The 24,558-nt window shown below is 63.3% G+C and carries 21 protein-coding genes; 7 read left to right on the forward strand and 14 right to left on the reverse strand.

The genetic code is table 11. The features are described 5' to 3' along the window. Nucleotides 1-84: 84 nt before the first annotated feature. On the reverse strand, nt 85-1,245 hold the full coding sequence (locus CLV45_RS21255; protein ID WP_100338498.1) for a S1C family serine protease: 1,161 nt from the start codon (nt 1,243-1,245) through the stop codon (nt 85-87). Between the two features lie 43 nt (nt 1,246-1,288). After that, nucleotides 1,289-1,876, reverse strand: a complete 588-nt coding sequence (locus tag CLV45_RS21260) for an RNA polymerase sigma factor (protein ID WP_100338499.1) — start codon at nt 1,874-1,876, stop codon at nt 1,289-1,291. A gap of 135 nt (nt 1,877-2,011) precedes the next feature. On the opposite strand from CLV45_RS21260, the gene CLV45_RS21265 reads away from it, so the two are divergent. Both CLV45_RS21265 and CLV45_RS25080 read left to right on the forward strand, forming a co-directional pair. Further along, nucleotides 2,012-2,254: a hypothetical protein gene (locus CLV45_RS21265; RefSeq protein ID WP_100338500.1), complete on the forward strand. Its 243-nt coding sequence runs from the start codon at nt 2,012-2,014 to the stop codon at nt 2,252-2,254. Between the two features lie 208 nt (nt 2,255-2,462). Further along, on the forward strand, nt 2,463-2,642 hold the full coding sequence (locus CLV45_RS25080) for a hypothetical protein (protein ID WP_157807713.1): 180 nt from the start codon (nt 2,463-2,465) through the stop codon (nt 2,640-2,642). Nucleotides 2,643-2,657: 15 nt separating this feature from the next. Here CLV45_RS25080 and CLV45_RS21270 read toward each other — a convergent pair whose 3' ends face one another. From CLV45_RS21270 to CLV45_RS21295, 6 genes are all read right to left on the reverse strand, one after another. Beyond that, the gene (locus CLV45_RS21270; RefSeq protein ID WP_100338501.1) at nt 2,658-4,463 is read right to left on the reverse strand and encodes a hypothetical protein; all 1,806 of its coding nucleotides are present in this window, start codon (nt 4,461-4,463) and stop codon (nt 2,658-2,660) included. An 11-nt stretch (nt 4,464-4,474) separates the two neighbouring features. After that, on the reverse strand, nt 4,475-6,721 hold the full coding sequence (locus CLV45_RS21275; protein WP_100338502.1) for a hypothetical protein: 2,247 nt from the start codon (nt 6,719-6,721) through the stop codon (nt 4,475-4,477). After that, nucleotides 6,718-8,268: a BatA domain-containing protein gene (locus tag CLV45_RS21280; protein WP_100338503.1), complete on the reverse strand. Its 1,551-nt coding sequence runs from the start codon at nt 8,266-8,268 to the stop codon at nt 6,718-6,720. Before CLV45_RS21280 ends, CLV45_RS21275 begins: the two co-directional genes overlap by 4 nt. Before the next feature lie 69 nt (nt 8,269-8,337). After that, on the reverse strand, nt 8,338-9,219 hold the full coding sequence (locus CLV45_RS21285) for a DUF58 domain-containing protein (RefSeq protein WP_100338504.1): 882 nt from the start codon (nt 9,217-9,219) through the stop codon (nt 8,338-8,340). Between the two features lie 101 nt (nt 9,220-9,320). Further along, on the reverse strand, nt 9,321-10,298 hold the full coding sequence (locus CLV45_RS21290) for an AAA family ATPase (protein WP_100338505.1): 978 nt from the start codon (nt 10,296-10,298) through the stop codon (nt 9,321-9,323). 59 nt (nt 10,299-10,357) lie between these two features. Beyond that, a complete protein-coding gene (locus CLV45_RS21295; RefSeq protein WP_100338506.1) occupies nt 10,358-10,981 on the reverse strand; it encodes a DUF4159 domain-containing protein in 624 nt (207 codons plus the stop codon). Between the two features lie 455 nt (nt 10,982-11,436). Here CLV45_RS21295 and CLV45_RS21300 point away from each other — a divergent pair, with 455 nt between their 5' ends. Both CLV45_RS21300 and CLV45_RS21305 read left to right on the forward strand, forming a co-directional pair. Continuing rightward, nucleotides 11,437-12,066: a porin family protein gene (locus CLV45_RS21300; RefSeq protein WP_157807714.1), complete on the forward strand. Its 630-nt coding sequence runs from the start codon at nt 11,437-11,439 to the stop codon at nt 12,064-12,066. Nucleotides 12,067-12,132: 66 nt separating this feature from the next. Continuing rightward, entirely contained in the window at nt 12,133-12,699 is a 567-nt protein-coding gene (locus CLV45_RS21305; RefSeq protein ID WP_100338508.1) for an outer membrane beta-barrel protein, read from the forward strand. A gap of 110 nt (nt 12,700-12,809) precedes the next feature. On the opposite strand, the gene CLV45_RS21310 is transcribed toward CLV45_RS21305, so the two are convergent. From CLV45_RS21310 to CLV45_RS21335, 6 genes are all read right to left on the reverse strand, one after another. Next, the gene (locus tag CLV45_RS21310) at nt 12,810-14,144 is read right to left on the reverse strand and encodes a TldD/PmbA family protein (protein WP_100338509.1); all 1,335 of its coding nucleotides are present in this window, start codon (nt 14,142-14,144) and stop codon (nt 12,810-12,812) included. A 56-nt stretch (nt 14,145-14,200) separates the two neighbouring features. After that, complete coding sequence (locus CLV45_RS21315; protein ID WP_245882944.1) at nt 14,201-14,581, reverse strand: four helix bundle protein; 381 nt, start codon at nt 14,579-14,581, stop codon at nt 14,201-14,203. Between the two features lie 65 nt (nt 14,582-14,646). Then, the gene (locus tag CLV45_RS21320) at nt 14,647-16,296 is read right to left on the reverse strand and encodes a TldD/PmbA family protein (protein WP_100338510.1); all 1,650 of its coding nucleotides are present in this window, start codon (nt 16,294-16,296) and stop codon (nt 14,647-14,649) included. A gap of 413 nt (nt 16,297-16,709) precedes the next feature. After that, complete coding sequence (locus CLV45_RS21325) at nt 16,710-17,741, reverse strand: 5-methylcytosine restriction system specificity protein McrC (RefSeq protein WP_157807715.1); 1,032 nt, start codon at nt 17,739-17,741, stop codon at nt 16,710-16,712. 7 nt (nt 17,742-17,748) lie between these two features. Next, the gene (locus CLV45_RS25085; RefSeq protein ID WP_170061918.1) at nt 17,749-19,059 is read right to left on the reverse strand and encodes an AAA family ATPase; all 1,311 of its coding nucleotides are present in this window, start codon (nt 19,057-19,059) and stop codon (nt 17,749-17,751) included. A gap of 91 nt (nt 19,060-19,150) precedes the next feature. Continuing rightward, nucleotides 19,151-21,244 (reverse strand): sigma-54-dependent Fis family transcriptional regulator, encoded by a 2,094-nt coding sequence (locus CLV45_RS21335; protein WP_100338512.1) that lies wholly within the window; start codon nt 21,242-21,244, stop codon nt 19,151-19,153. A 215-nt stretch (nt 21,245-21,459) separates the two neighbouring features. On the opposite strand from CLV45_RS21335, the gene CLV45_RS21340 reads away from it, so the two are divergent. The 3 genes from CLV45_RS21340 (at nt 21,460) to CLV45_RS21350 (ending at nt 24,510) form a co-directional block, all read left to right on the forward strand. Next, nucleotides 21,460-22,785, forward strand: a complete 1,326-nt coding sequence (locus tag CLV45_RS21340) for a TolC family protein (RefSeq protein ID WP_100338513.1) — start codon at nt 21,460-21,462, stop codon at nt 22,783-22,785. A gap of 115 nt (nt 22,786-22,900) precedes the next feature. Then, entirely contained in the window at nt 22,901-23,329 is a 429-nt protein-coding gene (locus tag CLV45_RS21345) for a universal stress protein (RefSeq protein ID WP_100338514.1), read from the forward strand. 71 nt (nt 23,330-23,400) lie between these two features. Next, nucleotides 23,401-24,510: an HlyD family secretion protein gene (locus tag CLV45_RS21350; protein WP_100338515.1), complete on the forward strand. Its 1,110-nt coding sequence runs from the start codon at nt 23,401-23,403 to the stop codon at nt 24,508-24,510. Nucleotides 24,511-24,558 lie beyond the last annotated feature (48 nt).

A 24,558-nucleotide genomic window follows, 5' to 3' on the forward strand; every position in this document is an offset into this window, starting at 1 on the left:
AGCCGGCTGGGCTAGCCGAGCAACACAAAAAAAGCCCCGCTGCAGCAGCGGGGCTTTCCAAGGTGAGGCGGGGCGGAACCGGGTCTATTCGTACACTTTCACCACGAATACGTAGTCCTGCAGCTTGCGAATCTGCTGGCGGCGCGAGGTGCCGGCCAGTTGGTTGGAGCGCGGTACGTTGTAGGGCGTCGCCGTTCCGGCATTCGACAGCGAATCGACCAGGCGCATCAAATACGACGACTTGGTAGCAAAGGCGGCGCTCTGCATGTCGGCCTGCCGCCCGCTGATGATGCCAATCAGGTTGCCCCGGTCGTCGAGCAGCGGGCCGCCGCTGTTGCCCGGGTTCACCGGAATCGAAATCTGGTAGAAAGCCGTGTCGCCCTCGAAACCCGAGCGGGCACTCAGCGAGCCTTCGCCAAACACGACGTCCTCGCGCGGGTAGCCCAGGGTAAACACTTTCTCGCCTAGCTCGGCCGTGCCGCGCTTAAACGAATAGGGCAGGCGGCCGAAACCGTTGAACTTGTGGTCTTTGATGCGCAGAATGGCTAGGTCGTGGGCCACGTCGGTAAAGACGGGCTCGGCGCGGTAGCGCTGCCGGTCCCGGCTTTCAATCAGCAGCGAATCGGCCCCCTGAATGACGTGGTAGCTGGTCACCAAATAGCCATCGGCGGTAAGGGCGAAACCCGTGCCGCTGAACTTGCCGGGGTTTGCCTCCGCATCGGGCTTGACGCCGTCAATCTGGTTGATGGCCCGGTTCATAGCCTTCTGGGTTTGCTTGATGCGCTCCACCTCACGGCGCAGCACGGTGTAGCCGTACAGCGAAGGCCGCTGGGCGGTGCGCCACCATTCCAGGCCGAGCAACGTGGCAAATACGGCCAGCACCGCTACCGAAGCGGCCACCATGGCCGTAGCCCGGTGCTTGCCCCAGAATTCCCGCAGCTTGCGCTCCACCGGCGAAATATACACCTGCGGCATCAGCGGGTTGCCGGTTTCCACCGTCTCCCCGTCCAGGCGCACGGCCGCTTCGGCGTCCATATCGGCCTGAATGGCGTGGAGCTTGCGGCGCGTGGCCAGCCGCTCCCCGTAGCCGTGCAGCGTGCTGGTCAGCTGGGTGAAGTCGGCAAAATTCTGGGCAAAGTTAGGATCCGCGGCCAGGCGGCGCTCCAGGTCGGTGCGCTCCCCAGCCGATAACCCACCCGTCTGGTAGGCTTCGAATAAAGCGTAATAGTCAGCTTCCGTTTTCATAGTCTGGCGCAGAGTGGGTGCTCTGCTGGCTTCCCGGGGCCGGTCAAAACGACTCTTCCTCCTTGTAATGGGCGAAGAACAATTTTTTCAGGCGCACCAGGCACTTGTATTTTTGATTCTTGGCGTTGTCGGCGTTGGTGTAGCCAAATTCCGCCGTAAGCTGCTGCATAGACTTATCCAGCAGGTAAAAACCTTCTAAAAGCGAACGACAGGGTTCTCCCACTCGTTCCAGCGCCTCGCTCATCGTCGCGAAGCGCTTGTCGCGCTCCTCGGCCAGGGCCAGGTCGGCCTCGGCGCCGGTTTCGAGGTAGGGCTCGTGGTCATCGAGGCGGCCGCCGAAACGGGTTTTCTCGGTGAGGCGCTTGAGCCAGAGGCGGCGGCACACGGCGTAGAGGTAGGTTTTGATCTGGCAGCTCAGCTCCAAAGAGCCTTCGCGCACTTTCTCATAAAATACCATTACGCCCTCCTGGTACACATCCTTGGCCTCGTCTTCGGTTCCGCTGTTTTGCAGAACGTAGTGCGAGACCATCGGCAGGTGCAAACGGTAGAGCTGTGCCAGCGCCCGGTCGTCGCCCTGGCGGATAGCCGCCACGAACTCTTCGTCGGTGTAGGAAGGAATTCCCTTACCCATTCGCTTTGTCGGTTAATACAGTGCGGGCCCTTTGGTAACCCGCGAAAAATATTTTTTCTACGGTCGGGTTACCTTCTTTAAAAGACGGTATGAAGGGCGTTTTTCAGACTAAAATTTTCCAAACGTAACACCAAAATGAAGAATCTCCTGAAGGTTTCTGCCCTGGCTCTCGTATTCGCTACCACGCTTGCTTCGTGCGAGTCGAAGACGGCTGAAACCACCGAGACGACGACGGTTGAAGCTCCCGCTACGGAAGCTACCACCACGACTACGGATTCGGCTTCGACCACGACCGTAGCTGCTGACACGACGGCTGCTGCCGCTCCTGCTGCTACCACCGAGACGTCGACGACCACCACGACGACCGAGCAGAAGTAATTACGCGCCGGCTCTGGCTGGCATGTAAACGCTGCAAACGGCCCGGCTGCCCACTTGGGGAGCCGGGCCGTTTCTGTTTATCAGAGAGTTAAGTGAAAATTAAAATACTGAATAGGTTAAATATTTAAGTATTTTAATGCAATATTTGCAACTGCATTTTTCCAAGCTATTATTATCCGCCTTGCCGAAGACACTACCATCCACTCCCGTGCCCGTGCGCTTTGCTGAGGCCCAAGACCGGGCCGGGACCAGTGGGCCCAGCCCAGCGTCCATGGCGCCGGAGGCTGAACCGGCAGCACCCGTGGCCCGCGTACTGGCCGTCGGTGAATATCTGGTGGGAGATGCGGAAGATACTCTGCTCAACGGCCACCCCGACATTCGCTACTAGCCGTGCCGTTAGCAGCTACAGCTTTTCTTCGAGCCACAGAAAGCTCGCGCCCAGTATAAACAGCCCAAAAAACCAGATGGCCGGATATGGCTGCTCGGTAGTAGTAACCGGCGCCGCAGCTCCGGCCCCCAGAGTAGTATAGAAGTGCGCCGCGGCTTGTTGCCGCCGAGCTAGTTCGGGCCCTAGCCAATCATTCAGAGCAAAGACGTAGAAGGAAAAGGGCCGCGGCCCCGCAACCCGTGCTTGGTGCCAGCCCACTGCGCGGGGCCAAAACTTTCCAACGTGCCACTCGGGTAACTCCGCCTGCTGCTCCAGCGCCAATACTGTCACCGCCATTGATGACGCCCCCGATGCCACCGTTGTCGAAACGGGCGCAGTAGCGGCTGTGAGCCGCAGCTGAACCGGCTGGTCCGGGCGGGGGTAGGGCGTCAGCAATTGCCAGTAGGCCTGAGGCGGCTGGGGCCGCGCAGTGGCCTGTAGCAGTTGGCTCCAGTAGCTGCCGTAGATGGCGGTGGCGCCTTGCAAAAACCAAGGAAAGGTCTGGGCTACCACTGATACCGTAACGAAGCCCAGGCCGGTGCGCTGGGTAGCTACCAAGGCGTGACGTTGGTGGTCAGTGACTAGAACCTGAGCAGTGGGGGCCGGCCGCAGAGTGGCGGGCACCAGGGCCTGGGCCACGGCAGGGGCGTCTGGCCACTGAATGGGCAAGGGCCGGTCGGTACTGCCGGCCACGCGCGGAACCACTGCGAAGCTGGCCCGGGCTGGCAGCGGGCGGGGCAGGGCTGCCGCATCGGCCAGCACGAGAAGGCCAAGTCCGGTGGTGCGCACTGCCGTGGCCAACGCCTGGGACTCGGTGGCGGAAAGGGCGCTTAGCACGGCGCCATCGGTTATGACAGCGTCGTAGCGGGCCAGGGTGTTACTAGTTAGCCGGTTGAGGTCGTGGGTGGGCTGGTTGAGAAACTCGGTTTGGAGCAGCCCCCGGCTGATGCCCGTGCGCAGGGCCACGCGGTGCTGTTGGGCACCGAGGTAGTTTTTCAGAAACTTAAACTCAAACGAAGCCGTGCTGCTCAGCAGGAGCAGGCGTAGAGGCTGCGGGGCGGTGACTTCCAGCGGCACGGGTTCGGTGGCAACCAGCTTGCCCGCCCGGCGGGCCCGGAGCTGGTACACCGTAGGGCCCGTTGCCTTGGGAGTTACCCACAGCTGAAAAGCAGTTTGACCGGGGCCCAGGCGCACCGAATCGGTGGGGCGGCCGGCGCCGTGCAAACTGATCCACACGGGGGCTGCCGCGGCCGGGCCGGGCGCAAACGTGCCGGCAACCCGTAAGGGCTGACCCAGTTCGAGCTGGCGGCTCCAGACGGCCTGTTGGAAGCCGGTGAACGGCCCATTTTCGTGCAAGACCAATTGCAGCGGCCCCAGGTTTGCCAGCTCTTCGGGCAGCATGCCCTGCCCCAGCACGTGCAGGCGGCGCAGACCGGGGCATTGCTCCCGCAACAGCAGTAGGCTAGGCAGCGTGGGCGTATCGGAAGCCGTGGTGAAGCCCAGGCGCCACACTGCGGTAGCCGGCCCGAGGCGGCGCAGCACCTGGCGGAGGCTGTCGGGGTGATAACCGGGCGTCAGCAGCACGGCTTCCCCGCTGGTGCCCGGCACGTGGTGGTGGGGAGGAAAGGCCGTAGCCCACAAGCCCAGCACGGCCAGCCCACCCGCCACCAAGCGCAGCAGTAGATGCTGCCGGTTGGGCCGGCGCAACGCCGCTACCGTGAGGCCCAGGCCCAGCAGCAGGCAGAGCAGCAGCAATACATAGAAAGTAACGGAGTGCGACATACAAAAAGTGGCTACCGGCTTAGCGCCTGGAAATAACGCCGGGCCAACCGGTCGGGGCCGGCGGCGCGGCTGGGCGCCGGGGGTGGGGTGGGTAGCAGGTCCGTCAGCGCCGATTCGACGGTGGCGGCGCAGGAGCGGCACGGAGCCGCGCCGGCCCGGATTTCGGCGGCCAACTGGCGCAGGTAGCGCACGGCCGATAAGTAGCGGCCGGGGTTGCGCAGGGCCGCCTGGGCTACCGCCGGGCTAGCCCGGTCGAGCAGTAGGGCGTCGGCCGGCCTGGTAGCAGCACCCTGGTGCAGGGTCGCCAGCAGCCGCAGCGCCGCCTGAATGGTGGTCTGGCTGGCTGGGGCGGGCAGCTGAGCTTGGCGCTGGGGCGGGGCCGCGCCTTTTAGCTCCCCACTGAGCCGGGTGGTTGATTCGGGAATGACGGGTGGCTCAAAGCCGGATTTGCGGACGTAGAGGCGGGTTTGCTGCTGCACTTGCTTGAGTAGGCGCAGGGCCCGGTATTCGTAGGGTAGGGCTTCGGCGGGCCGGGCCGTGCGCAGGCGCAGCTCGGCTTCCCACATCTGGCTGAGCACCCCGCGGAGCTTGGCCTTGACGGCGGGCTCGAGGAAGTCGGCGGTTTCGGAGTCGTCGTGGTGGTGCACGTAGGGGTCGAGCAGGGCTTCCGACTCGGCCGTAACGGATGCTTCGGCCGCTGGGGCCGCTGCGTGTTCGTGGCCGGCTTCCTCACCCTCGGCGTGGGCCGCTTCGCCGGCATGGTCGGCGTCGGACTCGGCCACGGGCGGGCGGGTAGCACTTTGGCCAAAGCTTTCCTCAAACTCCTCGCCCAGGAACTTGCCGTAGCGCAGCCGCAGTACTTTCTGGTCGTGGCCCAGGTCGTTGGAGCGGGTCGAGAAGCTGCCGGCATCAAGCTGTTTCCGCTCGGCCAGCAGCTTTTCGGTATCGATAATAACCTGGCGCTGACTCCGGAAGTAGGCCGGCACCACGTTGACGCCCATGGCCATGTCGGAGCCGGACTCGTCGACGGTAGTGTCTTCCCACTGCACCAAATAGGTGTCGGAGCGGGTACTGTGGCGGTTGTTGTCCCAGGCCTGCACGTAGAAATACACCTCGTCGCCGTAGGTCAGGCCCAGGGCGGGCAGGCGGAGCAGGTGGCGCAGGCTGGCCTGGGTGGGCTGCCCGCGCAAGCTGGCGCTCAGGTCGGTGGCAACTTCCTTGAACTTCACGGCCTCACCCTGGCCCTGGGCCACGGTGGCCACGAGGCGGGCTCGGGTCAGGCCATAGTCGTCGCTGAGCGCGACCTGCACGTTGACCTGGGGCTTTTGGCCAAACTCAACCAGGGTGTAGGGTTTGGGCGTGCGAATCTGGATGGCCGGGCCCCGGTCGGGCTGCACTTCCACGGCGTAATCATCGGAAATCTGGCCGGCAAAGCGGAGGCGGTATAGCGTGGAAGCAGTAAACACGTGGGCCGCCGTAAACGTCAGCGGCTGACCGGTCACCGGCTGCAAACGCTGGCGCCGGCCGCCCACTTCCAGCTCGGGCGGCCCGCCAGCCGCCCGGGATACCTGCACCGTCCACTGTACCCGGGAGCCCTGGGGGCAGCGAAACGACGGCTCGGCGACCGTGAATCCGGGGCGGCGGGTGTAGGCCGGCGGCGCAATCTGAATGCGGGTTTCGGTGATGCGCGGCGCGGCGGGCCGGGCAGCCTTTCCGGGCTGAGCCGGGAAATGCAGCGCCACGCTTGGTCCGGCCTTGGGCCCGGCGGGAGCCGGCGGGGCCGGCCAGAACTGCAGGCCCAGCAACGCCAGCAAGGCCACGGCGGCAACTAGCAGTGCGGGCCTGAAAGAGACAGGCAGCACGGGCCGCTTCTGGTGCTGCAGCTGTTCGAGCCGGGTAGCCACGTGCGCCTGCTGCAGCTGCTCCAGCAAGTTGAGCTCGGCCGCGGGGCGCAGCAGCAGGCCGGTGCTGTCTTCGAGCTCGGCAAATTCGCGGTCCAGCCGCTGGGCTACGACTGGGAGAGGCTGGCGCCAAATCAGCCACAGCCGCCAGGCGCAAAAGGCCAGGCCCGCCAAACCAAGTCCGGCCAGCAGGGGCAAGGCCCCCGAAAAGCGTTGGGCCAACCCCAGTAGCAGGGCCAACCCGGCCGCCACGGGCAGCAGCACCGCGGCCGTGCGTCGCCCCTGCTGGGCCCGCCGAATCTGGTGCAGTGCCAGGCCGCCGGCGGTTAGCGCAGTATGGTTCGTAACGGTACTCATGCGGACTGGACTTTAGCGGCAAAAGTACGGGTGGCTACCACGCGCTCCAGTCCCCAGAGCACCGCCGCCGCCACGACCAGCCAAATACGCAAATCGGTGTCGGTGGGCGCGCTGCGGCGGTTGCCGAAGCTCGTTGGAGCAACTGTGGCACGGCCGGTAATCTGGCACGGGGCCAACTGCCGCTGGTCGTGCGGGTCGGGAGCGGCCGGCCGGGCGGGCTGCAGCAGGTCCAGCAGCAGGAAGGGCAAATCGGGGCTGTCGGCCAAGCGGCTCCAGGCTGGGTGCAGGCGGGTGTGGAGCCGGTAAGCAGCGCCCGGGCCAGCTACCCGGCGGCTCAGCACCGGCCGGCCGTTGGCGGCTTGCCAGAGAATATCCGTCTTGCTCTGGTCCGCTACGGTGTCCAGGCGAGTTATGGCATAGCTGGCAGTATAGGGCGCTACGGTAAAGCTGGTGGATTGGGCTACGCCGGCCGGGCGGGCGTCCTGCCACAGCTGTAGGCCCCGGGCAACGTGCTGCTGCCAGGCGGCGGGCACCGGAGCATCGGCGAGCCAGAAAAGCCAGTGCAGCGGCGCGCCGGCCTGGGGCGGGCGGGTAGAAACCGTCAGCTCCAGGCGCGGGCCCAGGCCCAAAGCCGCCGCCCGCAGCGCCGCCGCTACGTAGCGGGCATCCAGGGTGTGGTCGGCATCGTGGTAGAGCCATACGCGCAGCGGCTCAGTCAGAATCGGCACCCGCGACGAGTCGGGCCCTTCGACTTGAATAAAGCTGCGCCCGGCCACCGAGGAGTAGCGCAGCGGCGGCAAGCCCGGCACGCGGGGCAGCTCGGTGGCTGACTGGGTCGGCCGGGCCACCGTTACGGCCCGGGTCAGCACGGCGTCTTCCGTGCTTCGGCTGATAAGCAGGCGCAGACTATCGGGCGCCGCGAGGTGGGCGCCGCGCAGCCAGGTAGTTTCGGGCGTTGGCAGGGGCACGGTTTGCCAACGCACGGCGGCGGGCAGCGCCGGGCGGCGGCCCTGGAAATGGCGCAAAGTGGCGGAAGTGTACACGTACAGTGGCTGGCCGGGAAATGAATCAGCGGCCTGCTGCACGCGGGGCCAGAACGAGTAGCTGGCCGCCGCGGCCGCGGCGGCTGGTTGCGTAGCCAGTCGTTGCCACACCGTATCCGACACCCGGGCAAAGCGCGGCCCGAGCTGCCGCAGCACGAAGCCCCGGCGGCGCAAAGAGTCAATCGTGGGGCGCACGGCCGCTACCGACGCCGAGGTCAGCAGGTCGGGGCTAATAAACACTTGGCCACGGCGGGGTGGGGGTGGCTGCCGCCATATGGGGTTAGCCAAGGCCAAAGCCAGCACTGCTACCACCAGAATGCGCAGCAGCAGCAAGGCTATTTGCTCCAGCCGGAGGTTGCGCAGGCGGCGGTTGGCGGCATCGAGCCAGCGGATGCTGCCCACCTGCACCGTGCGGCCCGGCCGACGGTTCCAGAGGTGGATGGCCACGGGAAGAGCTACGCCCAGCAACGCCAGCAAACCGGAGGGAGCAAGAAACGTGAGCAACGCGGCGAAAGGTTAAAAATCGAAAGAAAGAATACGGCCCGGAACCGGCCGGCGGCGCAAAGACACCGGCTAGTGGCCGGAAGTGGCTTGGCGGCGGCGCAAAAATTCCCGCAGGGCCCCATCCAGCGGCTCGGCGGTGCTGAGCTGGAAGTAGTCGAAGCCCTGGCGGCGGGCCGTGTGGGCGGTGCTGCGCAGCCACTGCTGCAATTGCTCCTGGTAGGGGCGGCGCTGGTCTTCGGCGTTGAGCTGCAGGGTCTGGCCGGTTTCCAGGTCTTCGAACGTGACGGCGCCCCGGTAGCTGAAGGCCAGCTCGTTGCCGGCCATCAAATGCAGCAGCAGCACCTCCCCGGCTACGGTGCGCAAGCGGGTCAGCAAGGCGTTTATTTCGCTTTGCTCCTCGTACAAATCACTCACGCACACGGTCAGGGCGCGCTGGCGGCGGGCCAGGAGCGGGGCCAGCTGGGTGGCCTCGGGAAAGCGGCCAGCGCCAGTCGTATTTTGCAGGGCCTGGTAGAGGCGGGGCAATTGACGGGCGTCGGCGCGGGCGGGCAGGTGCACCAGGCCCGCGGGGTGCAGAATGCTCAGCGACACGGCATCCCCCTGGTTTTGGGCAAGGTAAGCCAACGCCGCCAGCAGCAGCCGGCCGTAGTCGAGCTTGGTCAGGCCGTTGTCGTCGCGGTGGTTCATCGAGGCGCTGGCGTCGAGCAGCAGATGCACCGTGAGGCTGGTATCCACTTCCGACTCGCGGATATAGTACCGGTCGGAGCGGGCGGCCAGGCGCCAGTCGAGGCGGCGCAGGTCGTCGCCGGGCTGGTAGGGCCGGTACTGGCTGAACTCCATGCCCGCCCCGCGGCGCCGGCTCAGGTGCTGGCCCGCCAAAAAGCCCTCGGCCGCCTGTTTGGCCGCCAGTGGCAGGTTGTGGAGCGCATGAAGAAGTTCGGGAGTCAGCATTCTTTGGTTAGTTGTCAGTTGTTGGTTGTTAGTTGTCAGGTGTCGGTTGTTAGGTGTTCGTGATAAGAACGACCTAACAACCGACACCTAACAACTAGCAACTACACCACCACGTCCCGCAGCAATGCCGCCACGGCGTCGTCGGGGGTGAGGTTTTCGGCTTCGGCGTTGAAGTTGAGCAGCACCCGGTGGCGCAATACCGGCGGAGCCAGAGTGTGAATGTCGTCCAGGGTAGCGGCGAAGCGGCCTTGCAGCAGGGCCCGGGCTTTGGCGCACAAAATAAGGGCTTGTCCGGCCCGGGGACCCGCGCCCCAACGGCCGTATTCCTGAATAAACTTCACCGGCGACGTCGCCGGCCGGGTGGCGCGCACCAGGCGGTTGACGAAACCCAGCAGCTCGGGACTCAGGCTCACCTGGCGCACGAGCTGCTGCAATTGGCGGATATCCTCGCCGCCCAGCACGGGCTTCACCTCGGCCCGGGCCGCGCCGGTGGTGCCGCTAAGCACGGCCAGCTCTTCCTGCTCGGTGGGGTAGCCAATGCGGATGTAAAGCAGAAACCGGTCGAGCTGGGCCTCGGGCAGGGGGTAGGTGCCGCTTTGCTCAATCGGGTTTTGGGTGGCCAGCAGAAAGAAGGGCTTGGGCAGGGCGTGCTCCTGACCGGCGTAGGTCACGTGGCCTTCCTGCATGGCTTCGAGCAGGGCGGCCTGGGTTTTGGGCGGCGTCCGGTTGATTTCGTCGGCCAAGACCAGGCTGGCGAAGATGGGGCCCTGGTTGAACTTAAAGGAGCGGTGGCCGGTGCCGTGGTCTTCCTCCAGCACCTCGGTGCCCAGAATATCGGTCGGCATCAGGTCGGGGGTGAACTGGATGCGGCGGAAGGGCAGGTCGGTGGCCGAGGCCAGGGTGCGCACGAGCAGGGTTTTGGCCAGGCCCGGCACGCCTTCAAGCAGGGCGTGGCCGCCGGCCAGCAGTGCCACCAGCACCTCGTCCAGCACCTGCTGCTGGCCCACGATGATTTTACCGATTTCCTCCCGCAGCGGCGGCAGCTTGGCCAGCAGGTGGCGTACGTCTTGTTCAGTCATGCAAATAGTATTTCTCGCAGCGGTAGGCGCAAAGTTGTGCTTGGAAGGAGTAGGGAATTTTAGGCCGTCAGGGCGTAGAGCAGGATATTGACGCCGAACTTAGTATTGTCTTCGGCCAGGAAGCGTTTGTTGCGGAAGTCGTAGTCCCACTCGCAGCCGTAGTCCTTGTTGGAGTAGAGCACCCGCAGCTTGCCGTCAATTTCGATGCCCTTGAGGTAATCGTGCACCAGGTCGTCGCCCCAGCCATTGAGCTCGAAGGAAGTGGGCGGCGGGCCGTCCGGAAACTTGAAGAACTGCGAGTAGATGGGGTGGTTTTTGGCAATCTTCTTCAGGGCCCCGGCCCCGAAGCACTGCCGCATCTGCTCCTCGAAGGAGCGCGCAAAGAGCCCGTCAATATCGTGGTTGCAGTCGTCGACGAACACGAAGCCGCCATTGCGCACGTACTGCACGAAGTTCTTTTTTTCCTGGGCCGAAAACTGCACTAGCCGGTGCCCCGAGAGGTAGCAGAACGGGTAGTTGAACAGCTCCGGGCTGTCCAGGGCCACGGCCTTTTCTTTCTGGTTGACGGGCACCGTGGTGTACTGAATCAGGGAGTGCAGTAGGTTGGCGGGCATTCTTTCGTCCACCCCATCCCAGTCGCCGGAGCGGTACTGAAGGCGCACGAAGGTAAACGGAACGGGCATGCAGGGATGAAAAAAGCGAAGCGGCGAAAGAACAACGGGCTAAGGACACTTTGACGAGCCTAAGGTGGCTTGGCCCCCCGAAAATACGTGACGGCCTGCTGGCGGAACCAGCCACCACCTGCTGGCGGAATTACCTCCTCCGCAAGTACGGTTAGCCAACTTCCCGCTGCAACTGCGCTTACACCAATACGGCCAGTCAACTTTCCATAGGAAGTTGCTTCTACCGCAATGCGTAGGAGCAGGTTCCTATCGGAAGTTGTCTTTACGCAAGTACGTGGCAGCAACTTCCACTGGCTAGTGCCCCGCGGCGGCCTGTCCTGCCGGGGAGTGAGGTACCCGCCCCGAAAAACGGGCTCGGCCACAGCCTTCCGGAAAAAATGAGCGTACGAATAGGGGTAAAGCCGCCGTTAGGGCTCTTACGACTATATCCACTCTCTTTTTCACTCCTACTTGCTATGAAACGACTTGCGGCTGTATTTCTCTTTAGTGTCTTTTTTGCGGCTTCGGCCCACGCTCAGCTCGGCGTAAAAGCGGGCCTCAACGCGGCCGTGCTCCAGGGCACCGTGGGCACCGACGCCACCTACCAAACGTCCTACCACGCCGGTATTTTCTACGAAATGAAGGTCATTGACCCGATTCTCTCCATTCAGCCCGAACTGCTTTACTCCCTGCAGGGCACCGAGCGGAAGTCGGACCTGGTTAACTACCGCTCCAAGCTGCACTACCTCAACCTGCCGGTGCTGGCCAAAGTAACCCTGGGCCCGGTGTACGCCGAAGCCGGGCCGCAGGTGGGCTTTCTGCTCAAGGCCCGGGAAGACGGCGTGATGGTCGTCAGCCAGGAAGGCAACGGGGAGGTGCAGATTGCCAGCAACGACCGGAGCTCCTGGAACGACTACAAGAAGCTCGACCTGGGCTTTGCCGTGGGGGCGGGCGTCAAGCTGCCCCTGGGCTTTGCCCTGGGCGCCCGTTTCAACGCCGGCATGAACGATATCAACAAGGTTAAGTCGGTGCAGGGCGTGAATGATCCGCAGCTCAAAAACCGCGTGTTTCAGGTGTACGCCAGCTTCCAGCTCCCCGGCGACTAGCCCCGGCGCCCGGGTTGGATTTCTGCGGGGAATAGCCGTGCTTTGTCGCGTTTATTCTTCCGCTATATGACCCCAAACGTACTCTTTTACAGTGCTTGCGCCCTGGCCCTGGTGGCGCTGCCCGCCGCGGCCCAGTCGGGCGAAGGCACCAAGCTGGGCCTCAAGGCTGGCGCCTCGGTGGCCACCCTCGACGGCGTGATTAACGCCAATTCCAAGTTCCGCACCGACTTCGTGGCCGGCCCCATGCTGCGGCTGGCGCCTACCAAGCAGCACTTCACCGTGCAGCTCGAAGCCCTCATCAGCGGGCAGGGCGCCGACCTGGAGCTGCGCAACGGCGCCACGGAAACCCGCAAAATCTATTACCTGAACGTGCCCGTGCTGCTGCGCCAGTACATCGGCGGCGCGTTCTACGTAAACGTAGGCCCGCAGCTGGGCGTGTTGCTGGGCTCCGGCACGGGTACCTACAAATCGGTGGAGGGCGGCGTAGTAGGCGGCATTGGCGTCGAAACGGCCGGGGGCTTCGTCGTCGACCTACGCCTCAATTACGGCCTGAGCGACATCAACGACGATGCCGCCGAGCGGGCTTTCCGCAAGCAGCTCGGCCTCGGCGGCCTGCACAACCGCGTCATTTAGGGCTCGGTGGGCTACTTGTTCGGCAAGAAATAAGCAACTGGCTAAACCCCAAAAAAGCCCCGTATTCCGGCCGGAATACGGGGCTTTTTTGGGGCTTTCTCGAAACGTATTTACACCGCGTCGGAGAGGCTGGTGAAGGTAAAGTCCCGGATTTTCAGCGGGGGCACCATGTTGCCGCCCACGCGCTGGGGCTTGCCAATGGCCTCCAGGTTGTTGAGCATGATGATGGGGCTTTCGTTGAAGCGGAAGTTCTTCACCGGGTGCTTGATCTTGCCGTTCTCGATGTAGAACGTTCCGTCCCGGGTCAGGCCGGTGTAGAGCAGCGTCTGCGGATCCACGGGGCGGATGTACCACAGGCGGGTCACCAGAATACCTTTCTGGGTGCCCTTAATCATGTCCTGCACGCTCTGGGTGCCGCCTTCCATAATCCAGCCGCCGGGCGGCGGAATGTCGGGAATACCGGCTTTCTGGGCCCAGAAGCGCGAGGTGTACAGGTTCTTGACCACGCCTTTCTCAATCCAGGTCACCTTTTTCTGCGGGCGGCCGTCGCCGGAGAATACCAGGTCGGGAATGTCGAGGCTGGTGGGGTCGGAGTAGATGGTAACCCGCTCGTCGAACAGCTTTTCACCTTTCTTGTTGCCGCCGCCTTTCTTGCTCAGGAAGCTGCGGCCTTCGTCGGCCGAGCGGGCGTCCATGGCGCCCATCAGGGCCTGTAGCAGCGAAGCGTCGGTGTTGGCCACCAGGGCCGCCGGCTCCAGAATGACGGTGTACTTGCCGGGCTCAATGGCTTTGGCATTCACCGAGCCGGAAGCTTTATCGGCCGCAATCTGGGTTAGGCGGCCGGCGTCAAACTTGCTGATGTCGTTGTAGTCGGCCGTGGCGTAGCCCGAGCCGGTACCGTCGGGGGTGCGCACCGTCACGGAGTATTCCAGGTTGGTGGCCGCCTGGTAGGCTTCGAGGCCCTTGCTGTTGCGCTTGGCCACGAAGCTGGCGTTGTCGGTCAGGAAGCCGGCCGAGGAGAGCTTGCGCTTTTCGCAGAGCTGCAGGCTGGCCGCCGTTTGCTGGGCGCGGTAGTCGGGCGTAATGTTGGCCGTGTTCTGGGCAAAGGCCTTGGAGCCGTCGAGGTACTGCTGGGCCCCGAGCATGGGCATGTATTCGGGGCTTTCGGGGGCGAGCTTCGCAATTTCCTCGGCCCGCTGCACGCAACGGCGCAGGGTGGCGTCGTCAAACTCGTTGCAAGTGGCTATGCCGCTGCGTTTGCCAAACCGGGATTCTACAATCAGCTGCACGTTTTCGACGGCGCCGGCGGTGCTGATGGCGTTGCGGGCCGAGCGGACGTTGCCGCCCACCTGCCCCGTTAGCGTGGCCTCGCACTCATTGGCCGTGCTAAAACCCAGCACCTTTTTCAGGATGGTCTGGGCTTCGTCTTTGGATAGTATTGCCATGTTGGTTAATGTGCTGATGTGGGAAGGTGCTGATGTGCTAATGGATAATGTGCTTTTCAACTTGGAGTGATGCCGTTGGCCTTGCTGCTGCTGATAATTCGGGACAGAAGCCGTTGGATATCAAGGAGAGTGGCAAACAATTCCGCTGGTGGCTCCGGATAGGAAGGTGTGTGCTTGCAGAGCAGGAGCCAATATTCCGTTTCGGCGGCTTCCTTGGCGGCTACTTTGCACTTGTGGACGAAGTCGGCCCGGCTTTCGGCGTGCTGGGCTTCGCGCACATTGGCCCCAATAGAAGTACCGCTGCGTAACAGTTGCTGCGCAATGACGAAGCGCCGCACCTGCTCTAGTTCCTGAACATAAGCTAATGTCTGCAGAGCGAAGTCGAAGGAAATGCGGACGATGGGATTATCGGCCGGCATCGAATCAGACGACTTCATTACTTCGGAACCAAGCCAGTCGAAAAAAACACATTAGTCACATTAGCACCTGAGCACATTAAATATTACCCGATCTTACGGGCCGTATTGATGATGTTGACGCCGTTGAAGCGGGTGGTGGCGGAGCCGTGGCTCACGGCCGACACCTGGGGCGGCTGGCCTTTGCCGTCGAAGAAGGAGCCGAACAGGCGGTAGTCCGACTCGTCGCAGATGGCCGCGCAGCTGTTCCAGAATTCCTGGGTATTAGCCTGGTAGGCAACATCCTCGAGCATGCCGGCAATTTTGCCCTTCTCAATGGCGTAGAACACCGTGCCGCCAAACTGGAAGTTGTAGCGCTGCTGGTCGATGCTGAACGAGCCGCGGCCGGCAATGTAGATGCCCTTGTCGACGCCCTTAATCATGTCGTCGACGCTCATCTTCTGGGTGCCGGGCTTGAGGCTGATATTGGCCATGCGCTGGAACTGCACATCCTGCCACGACTGGGCGTAGCAGCAGCCATCCGACTCATTCTGGCCCACGATGGGCGCCTGGTCCCGGATTTTCTGGTAGTCCACCAGCATGCCGTCCTTGATGATGTCCCACTGCTTGGTTTTGACGCCCTCGTCGTCGTAGCCCACCGCGCCCAGGGAGCCGGGCTGGGTTTTGTCGGCAATGATGTTGACCAGCTTCGAGCCGTAGGGCTTGTTCTGCTTTTTCCACTCCAGAGTGGCAAACGAGGTACCGGCGTAGTTGGCCTCGTAGCCCAGCACGCGGTCCAGCTCGGTGGCGTGCCCGATGCTTTCGTGGATGGTCAGGCCCAGGTGGTTGGGGTCGAGCACGATGTCGTACTTGCCCGGCGTCACCGACTTGGCCGTGAGCTTGCCTTTGGCCTGCTGGGCGGCCAGGGCCGCGTCTTCCAGCATGTCGTAGCTGTTTTTGTAGCCAATCAGGCCCGTGCCGCTGGGGCCGGCAATCTTGTCGGCGGCCTTGGGCATCAGGTACTCGTAGCCCATGCCCATGGGGGCGCTCAGGGCTTCGCGGGTCCGGAACTTGCCGGTGGTGCGGTCCACGGCCGTCACGCCGAACGTGGGCCAGATGCGGTGCACGTCCTGGTCGATGTAGGAGCCGTCGGTGCTGGCGAAGTACTTCTGCTCGTTGATCTGGAACAGGGCCGAGTTGACGAAGTTGGCGCCGTTGTCGAGGGCTTTGGCGTTGGCGGCCAGCATGAGTTCTACTTTCTGGGCAATGGGCACCTCGAAGGCGTTCTGCACAATCGGGGTTTTCCAGCTCACCTCGCCGTAGCCTTTCTGCGGGGCCAGGTTCACCTTGTCCTTCTGTACTTTAGAATTGGCCTTGGCAATCTGGACGGCCAGTTGGGCGGCTTTGGCCAGGCCGGCTTCGGTTACGGTGTTGGTGGCCGCGAAGCCCCAGGTACCGTTGGCCAGCACCCGCACCCCGGCCCCGAAACTCTCGCCGCTGGCAATGTTCTGGACCTGCTTTTCGCGGGTGAAGATGCTCTGATTCAGGTAGCGCCCGATGCGCACGTCGGCGTAGGAGGCCCCCGCCGACTTAGCCGCGTTCAGGGCGGCGTCGGCCAGACGCTTTTTCAGGGCGGGGTCCACGCCTTCCAGCAGCCGCTCCGGGTCAACCGGAGTGCCACCGAAACCGGGGAAACTGGGCAGGAACAGGGCGCCGGCCGCTAAGCTGGTCAGCCCGACAAAGTCGCGTCGTTTCAAGGGGTAGAGTTTTAGATAGAAGAAGGGGAAGCAGTTTAGGCAGAAATGCAGAAAAATTCAATTTCAATAGACCACGTTGCCGCGGGCAGGCTGCACGAAGTGAAGAAAAGGTGAAGGAGGGGAATGTGCTCAGGTGCTAATGAGGAGAATTGCTAATGCTTAATGTGCAAAATGAGGTTGAATGTGGGGAATGTGAGAAATGAAAAAACGTGTCATGGCGCAGCCGCAGCCGTGGCCATCCGTCCGCTGAAATGAGCGGAGTGTTCTACGTGAAAAGCCCTTTACTCCAACTGGAATAAAGGGCTTTCTGATAATAGGGCATTTGTCACGGGCAGAGGACGGCTGGCTACGACTGCGCTCCGCCATGACACGAGTCGAAGAACGACAACTCACCAGTTCACCAGTTCACAAGTTCACCGAATCAGCGCCAGCAGATCGGCGGCGATGCCGGGCCAAGGCTGGTTGAGGTCGATGGTAACGACGCGCACGGGAAAGCCGCCCAGGGTGTAGCGGGCCGCTACTTCCTGTTGGGCGGCGGGGTAGAGCAGGATGCCTTCGAGCTGCTGCCCGGGCAGGGCCGGCTGATTCTGTAAGTAGGCGTAGAGCTGGTAGAGGTGGGGCGAAATGAGCTTCTGCTGGTCATAGCGCGGGCGCAGAGCCGCGGTGTAGTACTTCGTGTCGAGGATGATTTTGCGCTCGGGGGCTTCCAGGGTGGTGTCGGTTATCATCACCGGCAGCAGGGCCATATCGGTGGGCTGCTCGGCGGCGGCCTGCCAGGCTATGGTTTCGGACAGTACCCGGAAGTAGCGCTGCTCGTGGCGGTAAAAGTTGCGCACAAAGGCCTCAAAGAGCTGGGCCATGAGCCGCTCGTCGCGCCGGAAATCCCGAAACCGGGCGCGCCCAGCCGCGTCGGGGGCGGGCAGGGCGCTGTCGTGCAGCAGGGTGCAGATATTGAGTAGAAAAGCTTCCCGGCCCGAAAGGCGGAGCCGCCGGACCTGCCGCAGCGTGTGCCTGGTACAAGCCGTGGGCGTGATGGAAGCCGGAAAGCGCCGCTGCACCACCCGCACTTGCTGGCGCAAGGCCGTGGGCAGACTGCGGGTGCGGCCGAGCTGCTCAAGCTGGCCCAGCAGGAGCTGGTTGAACGGCGTGTTGGGCCCTAGCTCGTCGTAGGCGCACACGGCCCGGCCCCGGCGCAGCAAGTCCCGGCTGAGCGAAGGCGCCAGCAGCAGCCGGCCCCGCAGCTCGGGCAGTTCTTCTTCGCGCTCAGTGTAGGCCGTTTCCAGGCCGTGGCGCAGCAGGCGCTGGGTGCCCGAAAGCAGTACCTGAGTCAGCAACTCCAGGGGCTTATGAAACGGGGCCGCGGTTATGGCCTGCAGCTCCACTTGCTCGGGCAGGCGGTTCCAGGCGTAGCAGAGCAGGTAGTACAGGTTCTGAATCGGAATCATACCGGTGCTAGGGCCGCAGCAGCTTTTTGCGGTGGGCGGCGGCCTTGGCGGGCTGGTCGAGCCAGTACTCATCGAGCAAAGGCGCAATTTCCTGGGTCAGAACGGCGTCGAGCCAGGCCGGGGCTGCGGCCGGGTCAGTCGGCGGCTGGCAGAAGTAGCTGTGGCCGAGCTGAAAGTCGGGGCCCAGCTCGGGGTCGTCGGTTATGGCTTGGTTGAGCTCCGTGAGGCGGGCCACTACGCGGCTGATAACGGCGGGTGGTACTTGCTGCGCCGCCAGAAACTCCTGGAGTGGGGCGCCAAACTCGGGGGGCAGGGGCAGAAAGGCAAAGCGGCGGCGCAGGGCGTAGTCCAGGGGCGCCAACGACCGGTCGGCCGTGTTCATCGTGCCGATAACGAAGAGGTTGTCGGGCACGAAAAACCGGGCGGCTTCGGGCGGGGCGTAGGGCAGGCGCACGGCGTTGTGCGGCCCGCGCTTATCGGCTTCGAGCAAGAGCAGCAGTTCCCCAAAAATCCGGCTCACGTTACCCCGGTTGATTTCGTCAATCAGCAGAAAGTAGGGCTGGCCGGGCTCCTGGGCGGCCCGGCGGCACAGGTCGAGCAGCACGCCCGGCGTCAGCCGAAAGGCTCCGGTAGCGTCGGGCCGGAAGCCCTGGATAAAGTCTTCGTAGCTGTAGCTGGGGTGAAACTGCACCAGCTCGATGCGGCGCGCATCGGTGCTGCCCAGCCCCAGCCAGGCCAGGCGGCGGGCCAGAAACGTTTTGCCCGTGCCCGGCGGGCCCTGCAGGATCAGGTTGCGCCGCCGCTGCAGGGCCGCCTGGGCCTGGTCCAGCGTTTGGGCCGAAATAAACAGCTCTTGCAGGGCCTGGTCCCGGGTATAGGGCAAAGCTGGCGGCAGCTCGTAGGGCACCAGGGGCTCAGCGGCCACGGCCGCGGGTTTCTTGGCGGGCTTGGCGGCTACCGGTTCGTGCCCGTTGCCGGTGTAAAGCTCCTGCATGGCTTCCTGGGCGGCCAGCTCGCCGTCGTGGGGCGAGTTGGCCAGCACCGGCCGCTTAGTGGTCACCGTAAAGTCGAGGCGCTCCAGCAGGTTGTTGGTGGGGTTGCCGGCCAGCAGGGGTAGAGCGGCGTCGGGCTGCCCGCTGGCCAGGCGGAAGGCCAGCTGCAGCACCGGCCGCGGCGGGTAGCGCCGGCCTTTGTACACCAAATCGTACACCGTGCTAGGCGGCAGCGGCTGGCTTTCCCGGTCAATCTGGCGCAGGGCGCGCAGCACATGGTCACGGGTAAGCTGGGCGGGCGTAAACGGGGCGGCGGAGTCGGGCATCAGGTCGGAAAGTACACGCAAAACGCTAATAAACCGCCCCGGGTTCGGCAGCTAGCCGCGGCGCGGCGATTCAGTAAGTGCGCGTTGCTGCTTATTCGGCTACCTGGTGCTCGCGCCGGATACCGAGCTTTTTCATCCGGGCTTCCAGCGTTTTGGCGTTGATATCGAGGATGGCCGCCGCGCCGTTGGGGCCGCTCACCCGGCCACCAGTGCGCTTCAGGGCCGCCAGGATATGGTCCCGTTCCTGCTCCTTGAGGGTTTTGAGCGGCTGGTTCTGCTCCAGAAACGACAACGACGGCCCGGCCTGGGCTGCGGCGGCCGAAAAGCCGGCAAACTCCAGAAACGGGCCCTGGCTTACAATGACGGCCTGCTCCAGCACGTGTTCCAGCTCCCGCACGTTGCCGGGCCAGGCGTACTGCTGCATGGCCCGCAAGTCCCGCTCCCGCAGGCCGCGCACGGGCTTGCCCATCTGCTTGGTAAACCGCTCCAGAAAGTGGCGCATCAGGGGCTCGATATCCTCGGGCCGCTCCCGCAACGCCGGTAGCCGGATGGGAAACACGTTGAGCCGGTAGTACAAGTCGGCGCGGAAACGGCCCGCGGCTACCTCGTCTTCTAGCACCCGGTTGGTGGCCGCAATAACGCGCACGTCGGTGTGAATCACGCGCCGCCCCCCGATTCGCTCAAACTCCTTTTCCTGGAGTACCCGCAGCAGTTTGGCCTGCAAATCAAGGGGCAGCTCGCCTACTTCATCCAGGAAAATAGTGCCGCCGTCGGCCAGCTCAAACTTGCCGATGCGCCGGTCGTGGGCCCCGGTAAAGGCGCCTTTCTCGTGCCCAAACAGCTCACTCTCGATAAGCTGAGCGGGCAAAGCGGCGCAGTTAAGCTTAATCAGGGCCCGTTCCTGCCGGGGCGACAGGTTGTGCAGGGCCCGGGCCACCAGCTCCTTGCCCGTGCCGGTTTCACCCGTAATCAGCACCGTGGTATCGGTGGGGGCCACTTGGCTGATGCGGGTCTGGACCTGCTGCATGATGGCGCTCTGGCCCACGAAGTCCTCGAACTTGGCCGTGGTGTTGATTTCGTCGATGAGGTAGGTTTTTTCCCGCTCCAGCTGGGCCCGTAGCGCTTCAATCTGCTCGAAGGCGTACAGGTTCTGCATGGCCAGCGTGATTTGCGGGGCCAGGCTCATCACCAGGGCCAGGTCGTCGGCGGTGAAGGCGTCGGGGCGGCGGGCGGCCAGCACCAGGGCTGCGGCATGCTCGCCCTTGTTCCAGAGCGGTACGCCCAGCATCGAGCGGGTGCCGTTTTTTTCCATAGCGTACTGCAGCATGCGGTAGCGCCGGGCGGCCAGCTCAAATTCGGGCCCGGTAAAGATAACCGGTTCGGTGAAGGCCCCGATGATTTCGGCCTGCATCTGTTCCCGCTCGGGCACGCCTTCCCAGCGGCTTTCATCCAGGAGCAAAAATGTGCCGTCGGGCTGCTTCGAGAATTCCACGAAGCCCTGGGTGCCCGTGGCCGGCCGCCGTATCCGGACGCCGAAGTAGTCGATGGCCACAATCCGGTCAATTTCCTCGGCGACGGTCAGAAACAGGGCCGCCCGGTCTTTGCGGCTGAGTAGGGCGTTGTTTACCGTGAGCTGCAAGGACTTTTCCCGCTCCCGCCGGGCCACTTCCTCGTAGGCCATCGTGTTGCTGACGGCCACGGCGACCAGGCTACCAATCTTTTCGAGCAGGGTAAAATCCTCCAGGGTAAGCTCGGGCCGGCGTCGGGCCGCCATCGAGAGCAGGCCGATGAGCTGCCCACCGGTGCGCAGGGGCACGAAGGTGGAGAAGAAAATACCCCGCTGCTGCATGAGCAAGAAAGGCATAAACTCCGGGTAGTCGGAGGCCAGCTCCCGGATGTCGACCACCTGCACGTGCGGGTCCCGCACGAACAACTCAGTGGGCGAGCCGGCTACCGGCGTAGCCTGGGCCATCTGTTCGGCGTAGGGCGGCACGTCGCCCATGTAGTCGCGCATAAATAGGCGCTTAAACTGGTGCGTAGCGTCGAAAGTCACCACGGCAATCATGTCGAAGGGAAATATTAGCCGGAGTTTTTCGGTGACAATCTGAAACAGCTTTTCCTTACTCCGAGTAGTAGCAATAGCCTCGTTCAGATACAGCAGCAAGGATTCATCCTGGTTAGGCATAGTTGTCGGTTATTCCTGAAATATCAGGATTTGTTTTTAGGATTTCCTGAAATATCAGGATAACAGTCCATCCTCCGCATAGTTTTCAAACCCAGTTAACAAAAAAATAAACCTTGATTCTACGCTACCAGGGCCGATTTTCAGAAAAATTAATCCGGCTTTAATGGGTTGGCACAAGGTTAGGTAAAGGCCGCTCACCAACAAGTCGTATTCTGATGCTTTCCCGACCAACAATTGCCGTTCCGCTTCTCGCCCTCGGGCTGGTTTCGGTAGCCGGTGCGGCCCACGCGCAGGGCCCGATTATTTCCGATTCTCTTTCCTTAGACGGCACCATCCGCTCGGTATTAGACGCCAACCCCGCTATTACCACCCTCGAAGAAGAGGTAAACGCGGCCACCAGCCGGGTAACCCAGAGCCGGGGCGGCTTTTTGCCCCAGGTGACGGGCACGGCTACCTACACCCGTATCGACCCGGTCGTGAAGCTGCAAATTGCGCCCGACGCGCCGGCCTTCCAGTTTCAGCCCAACAACAACTACGACGCCCACATTACGCTGCAGTACGGGCTGCTCGACTTCGGCAAGAAGGATGCAACCTATAACCTGGCCGAAAGCCGCCGTATCACCGCCGTTGACAACATCAACGTGACCCGGCGCGACCTGGCGTACTCGGCCGCGCAGGTGTACTACAACATTCTGTTTGTGCGCGAGAGTATCAAGGTGCAGGATGCCCAAATTGCCTCCCTGCGCCAGCACCAGCGCGAAATGGAAAAGCGCGTGGAAGGCGGCGTGAGCACCAAGTTTGACGTGACGACCACCCAGGTGCGCATCACCCAGGCCCAGAACACCCGCATCGACCTGGTAAACCAGCTCCAGAACCAGCAGGTGCAGCTGGCCCGCCTGCTCCACAAGCCCGAATACGTGAATGTGCCCGTCCGCGGAGCTTTCACCTACAACCCCCAGGCCGTGGACGTGAATGCGGCCCTGAACCAGGCCGTGGAAAACCGCCCGGAGGTGAAGCTGGCCCGCGACGCCGAGCAAACAGCCAACCTTAACCTCAAGCTCATTGAGCGCAGCAACATGCCCGTGCTCGGTATCGGCGGACAGGTGGGGGCCAAAAACGGCTACCAGCCCGAGCTCAACCGGATTCGGCCCAACACGGTGGGCGTGGTGCAGCTGAACGTGCCGATTTACGACGGCAACAAGAACAAAAACCAGCGGGTTGAAGCCCTGGCCAATATCCGTGGGGCTCAGTCGCGCATCCAGGACACCCAGGAGCAAATCCGGGCCGATGTGCGGCAGGCCGCCAACAACATGCAGGCCAGCACCGCCCGCTACGAAAACTCCCAGCTCCAGATTTCGCAGGCCTCCGACGCCCTGACCCGGGCCCAGGCCCGCTACCGCTACGGCGTTGGCTCCAACCTCGACGTGCTGGACGCCGAAACCTCCCTGGCCCAGGCCCGCCTGGCCCGCCTGCAGGCCATCTACAACTACACCCTCGGCCAATACCAGCTCAAGCGCGCCACCGGCGAGCAGATTTGGTAGCGGTGAATGAGTGAAATGGTGAATGAGTGAAGTAGCCTCCGGTACGGTACTGCACCCATCGAATATTTCCTCCCATACCACTTCACTCATTCACTCATTCCCCACTTCACCAGTTATGACACTTTCGCTCATTTTTTGCCCAATTGACTTCTCGGTGGCTACGGCGTCGTTGGTGGCGTATGCGGCTACCCTGGCGGCGGGGGCAAAGGCTGAGCTGCGGCTGCTGCACGTGCTGCCGCAGCCGGCCCTGGCCACCGACAGCACCGACCTGGCCCTGGCCGCCCAGATGGCCCACCACCGGGCCGCGGCCGAACAGCTAGGCGCCCAAGTCACTACCAGCGTGTTGCGGGGTGAGGCGGCCCCCGAAATCGTGGCCGCCGCCCGTCGCCACGCCGCCGATTTAATCGTAATAGGAGCACACGGCCAAACCGGGCTGACCCGCTTTCTGATGGGCAGCACCGCCGAAGCCGTGGTGCGCACCGCCCCGTGCGCCACCCTGCTCGTCAACACGCAGAGCTCCGGCGAATACCGGAAGTCTGCCTGAGGAACAGCCAGCAACCTCGGCTTTCCGCTTCAACCTCAACTCAACGAACAACTACTTACCGACCCATTTCCATGGCAACTCCCGTTCACCAAGATCAGGCCACGGCACCTCACCCCACTTCGGCTCCCGCCTACGAGCCGGAAGTGGAAGAGCAGTCGGGCCGCTCGAAGCGCCCCATTATTTTCCTTGTTTTAGCCCTCATATTGCTAGTTGGCGGGTATTTTGGCTACCAGCGTTATCAGTTTGGCCAAACCCACGAAGAAACCGATGACGCCCAGGTTGAAGGCGACATTTACCCCGTGCTGCCCCGCGTGGCCGGCCCCGTGCTGACGGTGAAGGTAGAAGACAACCAGACCGTGAAGAAGGGCGACGTGCTCGTAACCCTCGACCCGGCCGACTACCAGCAGCGCATCAATGCTGCTGAAGCGGCCCTGGCTGCGGCTCAGGCCAACGTGGTAGCGGCCCGGGCCGCCGTGGGTACGGCTTCGGCCAACGTCAGTGCGGCTTCGGCCACCATTGGCGTGAGTGATGCCAACCGTGCCCGCCTCGAAAAAGACCTGAAGCGCAGCGCCTTCCTGCGCAAGGAGGACATCATCCCTCAGAGCGAGTACGACGCCGTGCAGGCTAACCTGAAGTCGACCAGCGCCCAGCGCGCCACGGCCCAGCAGCAGGTAGGCGTGGCCCGCCAGCAGGTGGCCGCCGCCCAGCAGCAGGTAGCCGTAGCCCAGGCCGTGGTGAAACAGCGCCAGGCCGACCTCGACAACGCCAAGTTGCAGCTCAGCTACACCACTATCGTAGCCCCGGCCAATGGCGTGGTGAGCCGCAAGAACGTGCAGCCCGGCCAGGTTGTAGCGCCCGGTCAGCAGCTCATGGGCCTGGTAGCCTCCGAGCGGACCTGGGTTATTGCCAACTTCAAGGAAACCCAGCTGGAAAACATGAAAGTGGGCCAGCCGGTAGCCGTGGAAGTGGATGCCTACCCCAACGAGGAGTTTGAGGGCCATATCGAGTCGCTGTCGGCCGCTACCGGGGCCCGCTTCGCCCTGCTGCCCCCCGACAACGCCTCGGGTAACTTCGTGAAAGTAACCCAGCGCGTACCGGTCAAAATTGCCCTCGACAAGGTTGACCCCGACCATCCCCTGCGCGCCGGCATGAGCGTGACGGCTACCGTTAAGGTGAAATAGTGAGATGGTGAAATTGTGAAAGGTGAAATTGTGGCTTGTTGCTTAGGC

The organism is Hymenobacter chitinivorans DSM 11115 (genome assembly GCF_002797555.1).
GTDB classification, from domain to species: domain Bacteria; phylum Bacteroidota; class Bacteroidia; order Cytophagales; family Hymenobacteraceae; genus Hymenobacter; species Hymenobacter chitinivorans.